Source organism: Paucibacter sp. M5-1 (assembly GCF_027498415.2).
Taxonomy (GTDB): Bacteria; Pseudomonadota; Gammaproteobacteria; order Burkholderiales; family Burkholderiaceae_C; genus Roseateles_E.
Map to the genome: position 1 here is coordinate 5,959,439 of NZ_JAPZLM020000001.1, position 15,633 is coordinate 5,975,071.

The following is a 15,633-nucleotide window of genomic DNA, read 5'->3' on the forward strand; positions in this document are numbered from 1 at the left end:
GGGCTATGCATCCTAATGCCCTTCTAGAAATGAGCTGCGAGCTGCTGCGCGCGGTGCTCAAAATGGACGCACCCGCCGATGGCGTGGTGTCCGCGTTTTTCCGCAAGAACAAGGCCCTGGGCCAGCGCGAGCGCCATGCGCTGGCCGAGACCACCTATGCCGTGTTGCGCCAACGCCTGCAGCTGCAGCACCTGGCCCAGTCCGGCACCGGTCCGCTGGAGCGCCGCCTGGCCATCCTGGCCTGGCAGGGCAGCGAGACCTTTCTTCGCGGCGCGCTGAGCCCGACCGAGCAGCAATGGCTGGCCCAGGTCCAGGCCATCGACAAGAGCGGCCTGGCCCCCAAGCTGCGCCACAACCTGCCCGAGTGGCTGGCCGAGCCGCTGCTGCATCGCCTGGGCGACGAGGGATTCTGGGCGCTGGCCGCCAGCATGAACGAGGGCGCGCCGCTGGATTTGCGCGCCAATGTGCAGAAGGCCAAGCGCGAGGAGGTCCAGGAGGCGCTGCGTGCGGCCGGCGTCAGCGCCGAGCCGACGCCGTTCTCGCCCTGGGGCCTGCGTGTGCAGGGCAAGCCGGCGCTGAACAAGCTGGAGGTCTTCACCAGCGGCGCGGTCGAGGTGCAGGACGAGGGCAGCCAACTGCTGGCCCTGCTGCTCGACGCCAAGCGCAGCGAGATGGTGGTGGATTTCTGCGCCGGCGCCGGCGGCAAGACGCTGGCGCTGGGCGCGGCGATGCGCAATACCGGTCGGCTCTATGCCTTCGATGTGTCCGGCCACCGGCTGGCGGCGCTGAAGCCGCGGCTGGCGCGCAGCGGCCTGTCCAATGTCTACCCGACCCAGATCGCCCATGAGCGCGACGATCGCATCAAGCGCCTGTCGGGCAAGATCGACCGCGTGCTGGTCGACGCGCCGTGCTCGGGTCTGGGCACCTTGCGGCGCAACCCGGATCTGAAGTGGCGCCAGTCGCCCCAGGCGATTGCCGAGTTGCAGGCCAAGCAGACGGCCATCCTGAACAGTGCGGCGCGCCTGCTGAAGTCGGGCGGCCGCCTGGTCTACGCCACCTGCAGCCTGCTGGATGCGGAGAACGAGGGCATTGCCGAGGCCTTCAGCGCCGCCCATCCGGAGTTCAAACTGCTGGATGCCGGTGAGCAGCTGGCGCGGGCCCATGTGGCGCAGGCCGAGCGCCTGGTCGACCGGGGTTATCTGCGCCTGTGGCCGCATCAGCACCAGACCGACGGCTTTTTTGCCGCCGTCTGGGAGCGGAGTTGAATGGCCGGCCGGCAGGCCGCGTGCGCGCTTGCGTACAGAAACTCTTAACACGACCCGCCTACAATCGAGCCGGATCGTGGTTTTCTGTTAACGCTCCGCTGCGGGCAGGGTAAGGAACGAATGAACTTTCTCATGAGCCTCCACGATGGCTTGGTCCAGTGGCTGGGCTTCGGCCTGCTGGAGGCCAGCATCTGGCAGGTCGTGGCCTATGCCCTGGTCGTGACCCATATCACCATCGCGGCGGTGACGATCTTCCTGCATCGGGCCCAGGCGCATCGGGCGCTGGACCTGGGGCCGATTCCTTCGCATTTCTTCCGCTTCTGGCTGTGGCTGACCACCGGCATGGTGACCAAGGAATGGGTCGCGATCCATCGCAAGCACCACGCCAAATGCGAGACCGAAGACGACCCGCACAGCCCGCAGACCCGCGGCCTGAAGAAGGTCTTGCGCGAAGGCGCCGAACTGTATCGCCATGAGGCAAAGAACGAGGAGACCCTCGCCAAGTACAGCCATGGCGTGCCGAACGACTGGATCGAGCGCAATCTCTACACCCGCTTCAGCTGGCAGGGTGTGGGCCTGATGCTGATCATCAATATGGCCTTGTTCGGCGCCATCGGCGCCAGCATCTGGGCGCTGCAGATGGCCTGGATCCCGATCTGGGCGGCCGGCGTGGTCAACGGCATCGGCCACTTCTGGGGCTATCGCAACTTCGAGGCCCAGGATGCGTCGACCAATATCTCGCCCTGGGGCCTCATCATCGGCGGCGAGGAGTTGCACAACAACCACCACACCTATCCGACCTCGGCCAAGTTCTCGATCAAGCCCTATGAGTTCGATATCGGCTGGGCCTATATCCGGGCGATGGAGATGATCGGCTGGGCCAAGGTGCGCAAGACCGCGCCCAAGCTGCGTCAGGGCGCGATCCGGCCGGCCGACAAGGACACGCTGGAGGCGCTGATCGCCAACCGCTACGAGGTGATGGCCCATTACGGCCGCGGTCTGAAAGAGGCCTGCACCACCGAGCTCGCCCGGCTGAAGGCCCAGGGCGAGCAGCACAGCGCAAAGTGGCAGCAGTTCAAGCTGGCCAAGCGCTGGCTGCACCGCGATCAGGATCGCATCCCGCAGGCCTATCGGGCCGAGATCGCCAGCGTGCGCGCCGCCAGCCCGGCGCTGGACAAGCTGCTGCTGATGCGCGAAGAGCTGCGCCAGCTCTGGACCCGCACCAATGTCTCCGCCGAGCAACTGGTCAGCGACCTGCAAGCCTGGTGCCACCGGGCCGAGGAGAGTGGTATTGCCGAGCTGCGGGCCTTCTCGATGGGGCTGCGCACCGCACGTGCCTGAACTTGTCGGGGAGGTTTCCCTCGGGTAAAGGGCGCCGCGAGTCGGCGCTTTTTTCATGGCCGCTGCCTATACTTTGTACGTAGCAAGCAGTTCAGGAGCGTGTCATGCACAAAATCTTCAAGGCCTCGATGCTGGGTTTGCTGATGGGCTTGGGCCTATCGGCACAGGCGGCGGTCGAGGTGAAGTTCGTCGAGCCCGAGAAGTTCCAGGATGCCAGCGAATCGATCATTGATCGCGAGCGCACGCTGGAGATGCTGGAGACGCATCTGCGCAGCCTGGCCGAGAAAAACCTGCCGGCGTCGCAGAAGCTGTTGATCGAGGTGCTGGACCTGAATCTGGCGGGCCAGCTCGAACCTCGCGGCGCGACGATGGATCGCATCCGCGTGCTGCGTTCGGTGACCTGGCCGAGCATCGAGCTGCGCTATGTGCTCAGCGATGACCAGGCCACGCTGCGAGAGGGCAAGGTGAGCCTGTCCGACATGAACTATATGTGGGGCCTCAACCGCTACACCAGCGGCGAGCCGCTGCGCTACGAGAAGCGCATGCTGGATGAATGGTTTGCCGGCGAGTTCGCGACTGACGCGGCCCGCAAGCCCTGAAACGAAAAAACCCGCCGAAGGCGGGTTTTTCTTGGTCGCAAGACCGGGCCGAATTACTTCAGCTTGATTTCCTTGTACAGGACATGCTTGCGAGCCTTGGGGTCGAACTTCATGAATTCGAGCTTTTCGGGCGTCGTCTTCTTGTTCTTGTTCGTGGTGTAGAAATGGCCGGTACCCGCAGTGGATTCCAGCTTGATCTTTTCGCGTCCGCCTTTGGATGCCATGGTGATGCTCCTTAATTCCTAGTGGACTTTTTACAGCTCGCCCTTGGCGCGCAGGTCAGCGACGACTTGGTCGATGCCGACCTTGTCGATCAAACGCAGAGCCGCATTGCTGATGCGCAGACGCACCCAGCGGTTTTCAGTTTCCAGCCAGAAACGGCGGTACTGCAGGTTCGGCAGGAACCGACGCTTGGTTTTGTTGTTGGCGTGGGAGACATTGTTCCCCACCATGGGCTTCTTGCCCGTGACTTGACAGACGCGTGCCATTGACGCTTCTCCGGTTTGATTTTCTGACCCAGCTGCCTCAGGGGCGCTGTATTCAGCATCCCCGGCGAGACATCCACATGACCGCTTTATGCAAGCTAAACCCGTCGGCCCGTCATCGATGCAAATCGTTGACACAACCTCGGAGCGCGGTCCATCCAGCAAGCAAGCCGGCGAGTATAGCCTGAATTCAGGCCAAAGACCAGCGGCCGCCGGGAGTCAGTCTTGCTCCTGCTCCAGGAAGCGCTGGGCGTCGAGCGCAGCCATGCAGCCGGTGCCGGCGCTGGTGATGGCCTGGCGGTAGATATGGTCCTGCACATCGCCGGCGGCGAACACGCCGGGCACGCTGGTCATGGTCGCAAAACCGTTCAGGCCGCTCTTGGTGATGATGTAGCCGTCCTTCATCTCCAGCTGGCCCTTGAAGATGTCGGTATTGGGCTGGTGGCCGATCGCGATGAAGCAGCCCTGCAGTTTCAGCTCCTTTGTGCTGCCATCGGCCGTGCTCTTGATGCGCACGCCGGTGACGCCGCTCTGGTCGCCCAGCACCTCGTCCAGGGTGTTGAACAGATGCAGTTCCATCTTGCCGGCCTTGACCTTGTCCATCATCTTGTCGATTAGGATGGGCTCGGCGCGGAACTTGTCGCGGCGGTGGATCACGTGGACCTTGCTGGCGATATTGCTCAGATACAGCGCTTCCTCGACCGCCGTATTGCCGCCGCCGACCACGCAGACCTCCTGCTCGCGGTAGAAAAAGCCGTCGCAGGTCGCGCAACCACTGACCCCGCGACCCATGAAGCTCTCCTCCGAGGGCAGGCCCAGATACTTGGCCGAAGCGCCAGTCGCGATGATCAGGGCGTCGCAGGTGTAGACGCCGCTGTCGCCCTTGAGCGTGAACGGGCGCTTGGAGAAGTCGACCTCGTTGATATGGTCATAGACGATTTGCGTGTTGAAGCGCTCGGCATGCTGCTGGAAGCGCTGCATCAGCTCGGGGCCCTGCACCCCCATCACATCGGCCGGCCAGTTGTCCACCTCGGTGGTGGTCATCAGCTGCCCGCCCTGGGCCATGCCGGTCAGCAGCGTGGGCTTCAGATTGGCGCGCGCGGCATAGATGGCGGCGGTGTAGCCGGCCGGGCCGGAGCCCAGGATCAGCAGCGAATGGTGTTGGGTGGTTTGGCTCATGAGGGCGATATGGGGTTGCGGGCACAACACACAAGAGTTGTTCGCCGCGCTTATACGGCCAAGACCCTATGGAGAGTTGTGACCAAGTTGGCACAATGGCTACATTCTAGGCAGCTGGCCGATCAAGCGGCTGACGGCCTCACAACAACCCCAACATACAAAAGTCAGAGGAGTTTCTTCATGGCCATGCTGTCCAACCTGGACCTGATCCGCAGGGTGCCCTTGTTCTCCCTGCTGACCACCGATCAGGCGCAGTCCATTGCGGACAGCGTGGTCAAGCGCCGCTTCAAGCGCGGCGAGCTGATCGTCGAGCAGGGCACCAAGTCCAACGCGCTCTTCATCCTGCTGAACGGCCGCGCCCGCGTGCTGACCGCTGATACCCGCGGCCGCGAGGTCATCCTCGCGGTGCTGCAGCCGGGCGACTATGTCGGCGAGATGAGCCTGATCGACAACGAGCCACACTCGGCCACCGTGCGCGCCGAGGTGCAGACCGATATGCTGGTGCTGGGCCGCAGCGAGTTCTCGCGCTGCCTGCCGGACAGCAGCAGCCTGTCCTATGCCATCCTGCGCGGCCTGGTCGCGCGGCTGCGCAATGCCGATCGCCAGATCGAGTCGCTGGCCCTGCTGGATGTCTATGGCCGCGTCGCGCGCACCCTGCTGGACATGTCCGAAGAAGAGAAGGGCCTGAAGATCATCCGCGGCAAGGTCTCGCGTCAGGACATGGCCAAGGTGGTCGGCGCCTCGCGCGAGATGGTTAGCCGGGTCATGAAGGATCTGGAGGACAAGGGTGTGATCGAGACCCTGGAGAACGGCTCCGTGGTGATCAAGGAGCGCCTGGCCCACGACTGAGCCCGGTGATTCCTGCGCCACAATGGCGCCATGAGCTTTCCTCTGGGATCACTGCTGGGCGACGATGCGGCTGCCGCGCCCGATAAAGTCTATAAACGCCAGTCCAAGAAGGCGGCCGCCGCGCCGGCGCCGGTCAGTGCGTCGCGCACGCCGCTGTGGCTGGCGCTCGGTGCCGTCGTCTGGGCACTGTGCCTGCTGGCCCTGCTGAGCCACGACCGCGCCGATGCGGCCTTCTCGATCTCGGGCAGCCGCGAGCTGTATGGCAACTGGTTCGGCGCGCTGGGTGCCTGGGTCTCGGACCTGCTGCTTTTCGTCTTCGGTTACTCGGCCTGGTGGCTGATGCTGGTCGGCCTGCGGGTCTGGTTGGGCAGCTTGGCCGGCGTTTTGCGGGCTGAACCGCCGCCTCAAGGTAACAAATTGCGCGCGCGGGGCCTGTTCTGGCTGGGCGTTCTGTTGTTGATTTGTGCGAGTTGCGCCCTCGAATGGTCGCGGCTCTATGCCTGGGAATCGCGGCTGCCCGGTCATGCCGGCGGCGTGCTGGGCTACACCCTGGGGCCCTGGAGCATGCGGGCGCTGGGCTTTGCCGGTTCGGGCGTGGTCTGGATCGCGGCCTTGCTGACCGGCGCCTCGCTGGCCCTGCAGTTTTCCTGGCTGCGTGTGGCCGAGGTGATAGGCACCTGGGTCGAGACCCTGCGTGAGCGCCGCCAGGAGCGCCGCGAGATCAAGGAAGACCAGAAGGTCGGCCAGCAGGCCTTGCGCGAGCGCGAGAAAGTGGTCGAGGTCGAGCGCCATGTGGTCGAGGAGCACATCCCCATCGTGATCGAGGCACCGGTGGTCGAGGTGCCCAAGTCCACCCGCGTTGCCAAGGAGCGTCAGAAGACCCTGTTTGCCGACGCCAGCGATACGAAACTGCCCCAGGTCGATCTGCTGGATGCCGCGCCGACCCGGGTCGAGTCGGTGACGCCCGAGTCGCTGGAAATGACCAGCCGCATGATCGAGAAGAAGCTCAAGGACTTCGGCGTCGAGGTGCGGGTTGTCGCGGCCTCGCCGGGCCCGGTGATCACGCGCTACGAGATCGAGCCGGCCACCGGCGTCAAGGGCTCGCAGATCGTCAACCTGGCCAAGGATCTGGCGCGTTCGCTGAGCCTGGTCAGCATCCGCGTCGTCGAGACCATCCCGGGCAAGAACTTCATGGCGCTGGAGCTGCCGAACGCGCGCCGCCAGACCATCAAGCTCAGCGAGATCCTGGGCTCGCAGGTCTATGCCGATGCGCCGTCGATGCTGACGATGGCGCTGGGCAAGGACATCATCGGCGCGCCGATGGTGGCCGACCTGGCCAAGATGCCGCACTGCCTGGTGGCCGGTACCACCGGCTCGGGCAAGTCGGTGGGCATCAACGCGATGATTCTGAGCCTGCTCTACAAGGCCGAGGCGCGCGATGTGCGCCTGATCATGATCGACCCGAAGATGCTGGAAATGAGCGTCTACGAGGGCATCCCGCATCTGCTGGCCCCGGTCGTCACCGACATGAAGCAGGCCGCCAACGCGCTGAACTGGTGCGTCGGCGAGATGGAGCGGCGCTACAAGCTGATGTCCAAGATGGGCGTGCGCAATCTGGCGGGCTACAACAAGAAGATCGATGAGGCCACCGAGCGCGGCGAGAAGATAGGCAACCCCTTCAGCCTGACGCCCGAGGCCCCGGAACCGCTGGAGCGCCTGCCGCATATCGTCGTCGTGATCGATGAGCTGGCTGACCTGATGATGGTGGTCGGCAAGAAGATCGAGGAGCTGATTGCGCGCCTGGCGCAGAAGGCCCGCGCCGCCGGCATCCACCTGATCCTGGCCACGCAGCGTCCCTCGGTCGATGTGATCACCGGCCTGATCAAGGCCAATATCCCGACCCGTTTGAGCTTCCAGGTCAGCTCCAAGATCGACAGCCGCACCATCCTCGACCAGATGGGCGCCGAGGCCCTGCTGGGCATGGGCGATATGCTCTATATGGCCTCGGGCACCGGCCTGCCGGTGCGGGTGCACGGCGCCTTTGTCAGCGACGAGGAGGTGCACCGCGTCGTCGAATACCTGAAGGAGCAGGGCGGCGAGCCCAACTACATCGAGGGCATCCTGGAAGGCGGCGTGCTCGACACCGAAGGCGGCGAGGCGCCGGCGCCGGGCGAGTCGGCCGGCGAGGCCGACCCGATGTATGACCAGGCGGTGGCCATCGTGCTGCAGCATCGCCGGGCCTCGATCTCGCTGGTGCAGCGCCATCTGCGCATCGGCTACAACCGGGCGGCGCGTCTGCTGGAGCAGATGGAGAAGTCCGGCCTGGTCGGCGCCATGAACACCAATGGCAGCCGCGATCTGATCATCCCGAAGCGAGACGAATGAAACAGCTACTCATCTCCTTGTGTCTGGCCGCAGCCGCTCACGCCCAGGCCGATGCGGTGCAGACCCTCAGGGACTTCAGCCGCGAGGTCAAGAGCGGCAAGGCCGAGTTCACGCAGACCGTCACCTCGCCGGACGGCAAGCGCAAGAAGAACTCCTCGGGCAGCTTCGAGTTTCAGCGCCCCAACCAGTTCCGCTTCGCCTATGCCAAGCCTTTCGAGCAGCTGATCGTCGGTGACGGCAAGAAGGTCTGGATCTATGACCCCGATCTGCAGCAGGCCAGCTCGCGCCGCATGGACCAGGCCCTGGGCGCCACGCCGGCGGCCTTGCTGGCCGGCGCGAATCTGGAGAAGGACTTCGAGCTCAAGGCCCAGCCCTCGGCCCAGGGCCTGGACTGGGTGCTGGCCACGCCGCGCGGGCCCCAAGCCGACAGCGCCGGCCTGCAAAGCCTGAAGATAGGCTTCAAGGGCAAGGAACTGGCCGCGATCGAGGTGGTCGACGGCTTCGGCCAGCGCTCGCTGCTGCAGTTCAGCGCGGTGAGCAGCAATGCGGCGGTGGCGCCGGAGCGTTTTCGCTTTGTGCTGCCGGCTGGCGCTGATCTGATCGAGCAGTAGGAGCGGCACCGGATGCCGCACAACGTCAGCCTGATCTCCACCATTGCCGCCGGCTTCGGCCTGGCGATCGTCTTCGGTTTCCTGGCCTCGCGCCTGAAGATGCCGCCCCTGGTCGGCTATCTGCTGGCCGGCATCGCGATCGGCCCGGCCACGCCCGGCTTCGTCGCCGATATCGATCTGGCCGGCCAGCTGGCCGAGATCGGCGTGATGCTCTTGATGTTCGGTGTCGGCCTGCATTTCTCGATGAAGGACCTGCTGGCCGTCAAACGCATCGCGGTGCCCGGCGCCATCGTCCAGATCGCGGTCGCCACCGCCCTTGGCTTCGGACTGTCGAACTGGTGGGGCTGGAGCCTCGGCGGGGCCCTGGTGTTCGGCCTGGCGCTGTCGGTCGCCAGCACCGTGGTGCTGTTGCGGGCGCTGGAGGCGCGGGGGCAGCTGGAAACCGCCAATGGCAGCATCGCGGTGGGCTGGCTGGTGGTCGAGGACCTGGTGATGGTGCTGGTGCTGGTGCTGCTGCCGCCGCTGGCCGGCCTGCTGGAAGGCAAGAGCGAGGCCAATTTGCTGGGCACGGTGGGCTGGACCCTGGCCAAGGTCGCGGCCTTCATCGTGCTGATGCTGGTGGTCGGGCGGCGGGTGTTTCCGCGCCTGCTGTTCGCGGTGGCCGGTACCGGCTCGCGCGAGCTGTTCACGCTGTGCGTGGTCGCGGTGGCTGTGGGCGTGGCCTATGGCTCGGCGGCGCTGTTCGATGTGTCCTTCGCGCTGGGCGCCTTCTTCGCCGGCATGATGATGCGCGAGTCGGAATACAGCCACCGCGCGGCCGATGAGTCGCTGCCCCTGCGCGATGCCTTCTCGGTGCTGTTCTTCGTCTCGGTGGGCATGCTGTTCGACCCGCAGGTGCTGCTGGACGAGCCGCTGAAAGTGCTGGCGGTGGTCGCCATCATCGTGGTCGGCAAGACCCTGGCCGCGATCGCGCTGGTGCTGGCTTTTCGCTACCCGCTCAACACCGCGCTGACCGTGGGCGCCAGCCTGGCCCAGATCGGCGAGTTCTCATTCATCCTGGCCGGCCTGGGCGTGGCCGAGGGCCTGCTGCCCAAGGAGGGGCAGAGCCTGATACTGGCCGGCGCGCTGATCTCGATCGCGCTGAACTCGGTGCTGTTCACCGCGATCGAGCCGGTCAAGGCCTGGGTGCTGCGGCGCTCGTCCTGGGCGCGTCGCATGGAGCAGCGCGATGATCCGCTGGCCGAGCTGCCGATGAGCACCGATCAGGCCAAGCTCGAGGGTCAGGTCGTGCTGGTGGGCTACGGCCGGGTCGGCAAGCAGATCGCCGACGGGCTGCTGGCCGAGGGGGTGCATCTGGTCGTGGCCGAGCAGCAGCGCGAGCTGGTCGAGAGCCTGCGCGAGCGCCAGATCGCGGCCGTCAGCGGCGATGCCAGCGACCCGGCGGTGCTGATACAGGCGCATATCGCGCGGGCGGCCCTGCTGGTGATCAGCGGCGGCGACAGCCTGCAGGCGCGCCAGATGGTGGAAACGGCGCATCAGCTGAACCCCTCGATCCGCGTGCTGCTGCGCGCCTATAGCGAGGACGAGGCCGCGCTCTTGCGCCAGGCCGGGCTGGGCGAGGTGTTCGTGGCCGAGCAATGCCTGGCCACGCATCTGACCGAGCGAGTGCTGGCCGCAATGGGCAGCGCGGCCAAGCCGCCGCACTGAGACAATCGCCGGCATGTCGAATGCCAACGAGTCCCTGTTTCCCGAGATGGCGCCGCAGCCCGGCGCCGCGCCGGCCTCAGCGCCCGCCAGCCACCAGCCGCTGGCCGAGCGCCTGCGCCCGGCCAGCCTGGACGAGGTGATCGGCCAGTCCCACCTGATCGGGCCGGGCCGGCCGCTGCGCCTGGCCTTCGAGTCGGGCAAGCCGCATTCGATGATTCTGTGGGGACCGCCAGGCGTCGGCAAGACGACGCTGGCGCGGCTGACGGCCGAGGCCTTCGGCTACAAATTCATCGCGCTGTCGGCGGTGTTCTCCGGGGTCAAGGAGATCCGCGCATCGATGGAGCAGGCCGAGCACAACCAGGCGCTGGGCAAGAAGACGATTCTGTTCGTCGACGAGATCCACCGCTTCAACAAGAGCCAGCAGGACGGGCTGCTGCCCTTTGTCGAGTCGGGCCTGGTGACCTTTGTCGGCGCGACCACCGAGAACCCCTCGTTCGAGGTCAACTCGGCCCTGCTGTCGCGCGCCCAGGTCTATGTGCTGCAGGCCCTCAGCGATGCGGAGCTGGGCCTGCTGGTGCAGCGGGCGCAAGAGCTCGTGCTGACCGAGCTGCGCCTGGACGAGGCGGCGATCAACACCCTGGTCGGTTATGCGGACGGCGATGCGCGTCGCCTGCTGAATCTGCTGGAGCAGACCGATACGGCGGCCCGGGTGGCCGGCATCAATCTGGTCGATGCCGAATTCCTGCAGCAAGCCCTGACCCTCAATGCGCGGCGCTTCGACAAGGGCGGCGACAACTTCTACGACCAGATCTCCGCGCTGCACAAATCGGTGCGCGGCTCCAATCCCGATGCCGCGCTTTACTGGCTGTGCCGCATGCTGGACGGCGGCGCCGACGCCAAATACCTGGCGCGCCGCCTGGTGCGCATGGCCTGGGAGGACATCGGCCTGGCCGACCCGCGCGCCATGCAGCTGGCCAACGATGCCGCCAGCACCCTGGAGCGCCTGGGCTCGCCCGAGGGCGAGCTGGCTCTGGCCCAGGCGGCGATCTACCTGGCCATCGCGCCCAAGAGCAATGCCGGCTATATGGCCTATAACGAGGCCCGCGCTTTCATCAAGAGCGACAAGTCGCGCGCGGTGCCACCCCATCTGCGCAATGCGCCGACGCGGCTGATGAAGGAGCTGGGCCATGGCAAGGCCTACCGCTACGCCCATGACGAGCCCGAGGCCTATGCGGCCGGCGAGAGCTATCTGCCCGAGGGCATGGCCGAGCCCGGCTGGTACCGGCCGGTGCCGCGCGGGCTGGAATCCAAGATCGCCGACAAGCTGGCGCATCTGCGCCGGCTCGATGAGGAGGCCGGCAAGGAGTGAATCACTTTGTGGATACTTGATTTATTTCATGTATACACTAAAAACGGGCAATTTTTGAGAATCCCGCCAGCGGGTATTCCCCAGCGAATCGGGCGATTCACGCACTTCTACAATCGCGCCAGCCTGCAGGACCGATGGCCATCTGGGCCCGCCGACGATTGCGGCGGGCCTTTTTGTTGCTCAGGTCTTCGCACAATGAATCGCGGTCTTCGGCCCCTTGGGGGCCGGACCGCCGAACCGGAGAAGTCGCGATGGAAACCTTTATCCAGCAAATCATCAACGGGCTGGTGCTCGGAAGCATGTATGCGCTGGTGGCCTTGGGCTACACGATGGTGTACGGGATCATCAACCTGATCAATTTCGCGCATGGCGAGGTGTTGATGGTGGGGGCGCTGGTGAGCTGGACGGTGGTGACCTTTTTGGTCGACAGCGGGCTGCCGGGCTGGGCGCTGATGCTGGTGGCGCTGATCTGCGCGGTGATCGTGTGCACGACGCTGAACTTCGTGATCGAGAAGATTGCGTACCGGCCGCTGCGCAATGCGCCGCGGCTGGCACCGCTGATCACGGCCATGGGCGTGAGCCTGCTGCTGCAGACCTTGGCGATGATCATCTGGAAGCCCAACCCCAAGCCCTTCCCGCTGCTGCTGCCGACCACGCCGTTTGATCTGGGCGGGCCGGTGATCACGGTGACGCAGTGCCTGATTCTGGGCAGCACCGTGATGATCCTGGCGGCGCTGCTGTGGCTGGTCAATCACACCAAGCTGGGCCGCGCGATGCGGGCCACCGCCGAGAACCCGCGCGTGGCGGGGCTGATGGGGGTGAAGCCGGACTTCATCATCTCGGCCACCTTCGTGATCGGTGCGGCGCTGGCCGCGGTGGCCGGCCTGATGTGGGCGGCCAACTACGGCACGGTGCAGCACACCATGGGCTTCATGCCCGGGCTGAAGGCCTTCACGGCGGCGGTGCTGGGCGGCATCGGCAACCTGGCAGGCGCCATGGTGGGCGGTGTGCTGCTGGGCCTGATCGAGGCCATCGGGGCGGGCTATCTGGGTGAGCTGACCGGCGGCGTGCTGGGCAGCCACTACGCCGACATCTTCGCCTTCGTGGCGCTGATCCTGGTGCTGACCCTGCGACCCTCGGGCCTGCTGGGCGAGCGCGTGGCCGATCGGGCCTAAGGAGAGACTTTCATGCAAAAGAACAAACTCATCGTCTTCCTGGCGGCGGCCCTGGCCTTGCTGGTGCTGCCGCTGGTGGCCCAGCAGTTCGGCAACGGGCCGGTGCGCATCCTCGACCTGGCGCTGCTGTACGTGCTGCTGGCGCTGGGCCTGAACATCGTGGTGGGCTATGCCGGCCTGCTGGACCTGGGCTATGTGGCCTTCTACGCGGTGGGCGCCTATATGTTCGCGCTGCTGGCCAGCCCGCACCTGAGCGAGAACTTCGAAGCCTTCCGGGCCATGTTCCCCGACGGGCTGCACTCGCCGCTGTGGATCGTGATCCCGCTGGGCGCGGGGCTGGCGGGCTTCTTCGGCGTGATGCTGGGGGCGCCGACCTTGAAGCTGCGCGGCGACTACCTGGCCATCGTGACGCTGGGCTTTGGCGAGATCATCCGCGTGTTCCTGAACAATCTGGAGCACCCGGCCAACATCACCAACGGCCCGCGCGGCATCGGCCAGATCGACTCGATCCGCTTCTTCGGGCTGGACCTGGGCAAGCCCACCGAGCTCTTCGGCTTTGCCATCCCCTCGGTGACGCTGTACTACTACCTGTTCCTGGCCCTGGTGGTGACCTCGGTGGTGATCTGCTACCGGCTGGAGAACTCGCGCATCGGGCGGGCCTGGATGGCCATCCGCGAAGACGAGATCGCGGCCAAGGCCATGGGCATCAACACCCGCAACCTCAAGCTCCTGGCCTTCGGCATGGGGGCGACCTTCGGCGGCGTGGCCGGCTCGATGTTCGCGTCCTTCCAGGGCTTTGTGAGCCCCGAGTCCTTCAGCCTGCAGGAGTCGGTGATGATCGTGGCGATGGTGGTGCTGGGCGGCATCGGCCACATCCCCGGCGTGATCCTGGGGGCCTTGCTGCTGGCCATGCTGCCCGAGGTGCTGCGCTATGTGGCCGGCCCGCTGCAGGAGATGACCGGCGGGCGGCTGGACGCCTCCATCCTGCGCCAGCTCTTGGTGGCGCTGGCCATGATCAGCGTGATGCTGCTGCGCCCGCGCGGGCTGTGGCCCTCGCCCGAGCACGGCAAGGCCGCGCCCGCGCCCACCGACAAGAAGTAAGAGCAAGGACAGACTCCCATGACTGACACCGTACTGAGCGTCAAAGGCGTCTCCAAGCGCTTCGGCGGGCTGCAAGCCCTCTCCGAAGTGGGCATCGAGATCAAGAAGGGTCAGGTCTACGGCCTGATCGGCCCCAACGGCGCGGGCAAGACCACCTTCTTCAACGTCATCACCGGGCTCTACACCCCCGATGGTGGGACCTTCATGCTCGGCGGCGAGCCCTACACGCCGCAAGCCGTGCACCAGGTGGCCAAGGCCGGCATCGCGCGCACCTTCCAGAACATCCGGCTGTTCGCCGACATGACGGCGCTGGAGAACGTGATGGTGGGCCGCCACATCCGCACCGGCTCGGGCCTGATGGGCGCGATCTTCCGCACCCCCGGCTTCAAGGCCGAGGAAGCCGCCATCGCGCAGCGCGCGCAGGAGCTGCTGGACTATGTGGGCATCGGCAAGTACGCCGAGTTCAAGGCGCGCACGCTGAGCTACGGCGACCAGCGCCGCCTGGAGATCGCGCGCGCCCTGGCCACCGACCCCAAGCTGATCGCGCTGGACGAGCCGGCCGCGGGCATGAACGCCACCGAGAAGGTGGTGCTCAGAGAGCTGATCGACCGCATCCGCAAGGACGGCCGCACCATCCTCTTGATCGAACACGACGTCAAGCTGGTGATGGGCTTGTGCGACCGCGTCACGGTGCTGGACTACGGCAAGCAGATCGCCGAAGGCACGCCCTATGACGTGCAGCGCAACGAGAAGGTGATCGAAGCCTATCTGGGCGCGGGCCACGCCGCCCACTGAACAGGAAGCAAAACAAGATGTCAGACACACAAACCCTGCTCAAGGTCACGAAGCTGAAGGTGGCCTACGGCGGCATCCAGGCCGTCAAGGGCGTGGACTTCGAAGTCAAGAAGGGCGAACTCGTCAGCCTGATCGGCGCCAACGGCGCGGGCAAGACCACCACGCTCAAGGCCGTCACCGGCATCCAGCCGGTGGCCGACGGCGACGTGCTCTACAAAGGCCAGTCCATCAAGGGCCAGGGCGCCTGGGACCTGGTCAAGCAAGGCTTGGTGATGGTGCCCGAAGGGCGCGGCACCTTCACCCGCATGACCATCACCGAGAACCTGCAGATGGGCGCGTACATCAGGAACGACGCCGAGATCCAGAGCGATATGGAGCGCATCTTCGGCATCTTCCCGCGCCTGAAGGAGCGCCGCAACCAGCTCGCCGGCACGATGAGCGGCGGCGAGCAGCAGATGCTGGCGATGGGGCGTGCGCTGATGGCGCGGCCCGAGGTGCTGCTGCTGGACGAGCCCAGCATGGGCTTGAGCCCCATCATGGTGGACAAGATCTTCGAGGTGGTCAACGACATCCACCAGCAGGGCGTGACGGTGCTGCTGGTGGAGCAGAACGCCAGCCGCGCGCTGCAACTGGCCAACCGCGGCTATGTGATGGAGTCCGGCGAGATCACCATGACCGGCGAGGGCAAGACCTTGCTCAATGATCCCAAGGTCAGGGCCGCCTACCTGGGCGAGTGAGCCGGCGAGCGAGCTCATGAAAAAAGGCGGCCGAG

The 15,633-nt window shown here is 65.7% G+C and carries 15 protein-coding genes; 12 read left to right on the forward strand and 3 right to left on the reverse strand.

Annotation, left to right across the window (positions count from 1 at the left end; genetic code table 11):
* The first annotated feature begins 5 nt into the window (after positions 1–5).
* From O5M90_RS28225 to O5M90_RS28235, 3 genes are all read left to right on the forward strand, one after another.
* The gene (locus tag O5M90_RS28225; RefSeq protein ID WP_269840693.1) at positions 6–1,265 is read left to right on the forward strand and encodes an RsmB/NOP family class I SAM-dependent RNA methyltransferase; all 1,260 of its coding nucleotides are present in this window, start codon (positions 6–8) and stop codon (positions 1,263–1,265) included.
* Between the two features lie 120 nt (positions 1,266–1,385).
* Positions 1,386–2,606: a DesA family fatty acid desaturase gene (locus O5M90_RS28230; RefSeq protein WP_137945617.1), complete on the forward strand. Its 1,221-nt coding sequence runs from the start codon at positions 1,386–1,388 to the stop codon at positions 2,604–2,606.
* 104 nt (positions 2,607–2,710) lie between these two features.
* Positions 2,711–3,205 (forward strand): DUF3016 domain-containing protein, encoded by a 495-nt coding sequence (locus tag O5M90_RS28235; RefSeq protein WP_269840692.1) that lies wholly within the window; start codon positions 2,711–2,713, stop codon positions 3,203–3,205.
* Between the two features lie 53 nt (positions 3,206–3,258).
* On the opposite strand, the gene rpmG is transcribed toward O5M90_RS28235, so the two are convergent.
* The 3 genes from rpmG to trxB form a co-directional block, all read right to left on the reverse strand.
* A complete protein-coding gene (gene rpmG, locus O5M90_RS28240) occupies positions 3,259–3,429 on the reverse strand; it encodes a 50S ribosomal protein L33 (RefSeq protein ID WP_025564431.1) in 171 nt (56 codons plus the stop codon).
* A gap of 30 nt (positions 3,430–3,459) precedes the next feature.
* On the reverse strand, positions 3,460–3,693 hold the full coding sequence (gene rpmB, locus O5M90_RS28245) for a 50S ribosomal protein L28 (RefSeq protein WP_137945616.1): 234 nt from the start codon (positions 3,691–3,693) through the stop codon (positions 3,460–3,462).
* Positions 3,694–3,909: 216 nt separating this feature from the next.
* Complete coding sequence (gene trxB / locus O5M90_RS28250; RefSeq protein WP_269840691.1) at positions 3,910–4,869, reverse strand: thioredoxin-disulfide reductase; 960 nt, start codon at positions 4,867–4,869, stop codon at positions 3,910–3,912.
* A 180-nt stretch (positions 4,870–5,049) separates the two neighbouring features.
* Here trxB and O5M90_RS28255 point away from each other — a divergent pair, with 180 nt between their 5' ends.
* The 9 genes from O5M90_RS28255 (at position 5,050) to O5M90_RS28295 (ending at position 15,598) form a co-directional block, all read left to right on the forward strand.
* Positions 5,050–5,718 (forward strand): Crp/Fnr family transcriptional regulator, encoded by a 669-nt coding sequence (locus O5M90_RS28255; protein ID WP_137945614.1) that lies wholly within the window; start codon positions 5,050–5,052, stop codon positions 5,716–5,718.
* A gap of 30 nt (positions 5,719–5,748) precedes the next feature.
* Entirely contained in the window at positions 5,749–8,103 is a 2,355-nt protein-coding gene (locus tag O5M90_RS28260; RefSeq protein ID WP_269840690.1) for a DNA translocase FtsK, read from the forward strand.
* The gene (gene lolA, locus O5M90_RS28265) at positions 8,100–8,714 is read left to right on the forward strand and encodes an outer membrane lipoprotein chaperone LolA (protein WP_269840689.1); all 615 of its coding nucleotides are present in this window, start codon (positions 8,100–8,102) and stop codon (positions 8,712–8,714) included. Before O5M90_RS28260 ends, lolA begins: the two co-directional genes overlap by 4 nt.
* 12 nt (positions 8,715–8,726) lie before the next feature.
* Positions 8,727–10,421, forward strand: coding sequence for a YbaL family putative K(+) efflux transporter (gene ybaL, locus O5M90_RS28270; RefSeq protein WP_269840688.1), 1,695 nt, complete (start codon positions 8,727–8,729; stop codon positions 10,419–10,421).
* A gap of 46 nt (positions 10,422–10,467) precedes the next feature.
* The gene (locus O5M90_RS28275) at positions 10,468–11,790 is read left to right on the forward strand and encodes a replication-associated recombination protein A (RefSeq protein ID WP_269841088.1); all 1,323 of its coding nucleotides are present in this window, start codon (positions 10,468–10,470) and stop codon (positions 11,788–11,790) included.
* A gap of 251 nt (positions 11,791–12,041) precedes the next feature.
* A complete protein-coding gene (locus O5M90_RS28280; protein ID WP_269840687.1) occupies positions 12,042–12,965 on the forward strand; it encodes a branched-chain amino acid ABC transporter permease in 924 nt (307 codons plus the stop codon).
* A gap of 12 nt (positions 12,966–12,977) precedes the next feature.
* Positions 12,978–14,066: a branched-chain amino acid ABC transporter permease gene (locus O5M90_RS28285; protein WP_269840686.1), complete on the forward strand. Its 1,089-nt coding sequence runs from the start codon at positions 12,978–12,980 to the stop codon at positions 14,064–14,066.
* 18 nt (positions 14,067–14,084) lie between these two features.
* Complete coding sequence (locus O5M90_RS28290) at positions 14,085–14,861, forward strand: ABC transporter ATP-binding protein (RefSeq protein WP_269840685.1); 777 nt, start codon at positions 14,085–14,087, stop codon at positions 14,859–14,861.
* A gap of 17 nt (positions 14,862–14,878) precedes the next feature.
* Positions 14,879–15,598, forward strand: a complete 720-nt coding sequence (locus tag O5M90_RS28295; RefSeq protein WP_171018496.1) for an ABC transporter ATP-binding protein — start codon at positions 14,879–14,881, stop codon at positions 15,596–15,598.
* The last annotated feature ends 35 nt before the right edge of the window (positions 15,599–15,633 follow it).

What these genes read in the sequence shown, in the direction of transcription:
- O5M90_RS28235 (WP_269840692.1), top strand. Translation starts at nt 2,711, where the DNA reads ATGCACAAAATCTTCAAGGCCTCGATGCTGGGTTTGCTGATGGGCTTG.
- O5M90_RS28230 (WP_137945617.1), top strand. Translation starts at nt 1,386, where the DNA reads ATGAACTTTCTCATGAGCCTCCACGATGGCTTGGTCCAGTGGCTGGGC.
- ybaL (WP_269840688.1), top strand. Translation starts at nt 8,727, where the DNA reads ATGCCGCACAACGTCAGCCTGATCTCCACCATTGCCGCCGGCTTCGGC.
- trxB (WP_269840691.1), bottom strand. Translation starts at nt 4,869, where the DNA reads ATGAGCCAAACCACCCAACACCATTCGCTGCTGATCCTGGGCTCCGGC.
- O5M90_RS28260 (WP_269840690.1), top strand. Translation starts at nt 5,749, where the DNA reads ATGAGCTTTCCTCTGGGATCACTGCTGGGCGACGATGCGGCTGCCGCG.
- O5M90_RS28295 (WP_171018496.1), top strand. Translation starts at nt 14,879, where the DNA reads ATGTCAGACACACAAACCCTGCTCAAGGTCACGAAGCTGAAGGTGGCC.
- rpmB (WP_137945616.1), bottom strand. Translation starts at nt 3,693, where the DNA reads ATGGCACGCGTCTGTCAAGTCACGGGCAAGAAGCCCATGGTGGGGAAC.
- O5M90_RS28225 (WP_269840693.1), top strand. Translation starts at nt 6, where the DNA reads ATGCATCCTAATGCCCTTCTAGAAATGAGCTGCGAGCTGCTGCGCGCG.
- O5M90_RS28255 (WP_137945614.1), top strand. Translation starts at nt 5,050, where the DNA reads ATGGCCATGCTGTCCAACCTGGACCTGATCCGCAGGGTGCCCTTGTTC.
- O5M90_RS28285 (WP_269840686.1), top strand. Translation starts at nt 12,978, where the DNA reads ATGCAAAAGAACAAACTCATCGTCTTCCTGGCGGCGGCCCTGGCCTTG.
- O5M90_RS28280 (WP_269840687.1), top strand. Translation starts at nt 12,042, where the DNA reads ATGGAAACCTTTATCCAGCAAATCATCAACGGGCTGGTGCTCGGAAGC.
- O5M90_RS28290 (WP_269840685.1), top strand. Translation starts at nt 14,085, where the DNA reads ATGACTGACACCGTACTGAGCGTCAAAGGCGTCTCCAAGCGCTTCGGC.
- lolA (WP_269840689.1), top strand. Translation starts at nt 8,100, where the DNA reads ATGAAACAGCTACTCATCTCCTTGTGTCTGGCCGCAGCCGCTCACGCC.
- O5M90_RS28275 (WP_269841088.1), top strand. Translation starts at nt 10,468, where the DNA reads ATGGCGCCGCAGCCCGGCGCCGCGCCGGCCTCAGCGCCCGCCAGCCAC.
- rpmG (WP_025564431.1), bottom strand. Translation starts at nt 3,429, where the DNA reads ATGGCATCCAAAGGCGGACGCGAAAAGATCAAGCTGGAATCCACTGCG.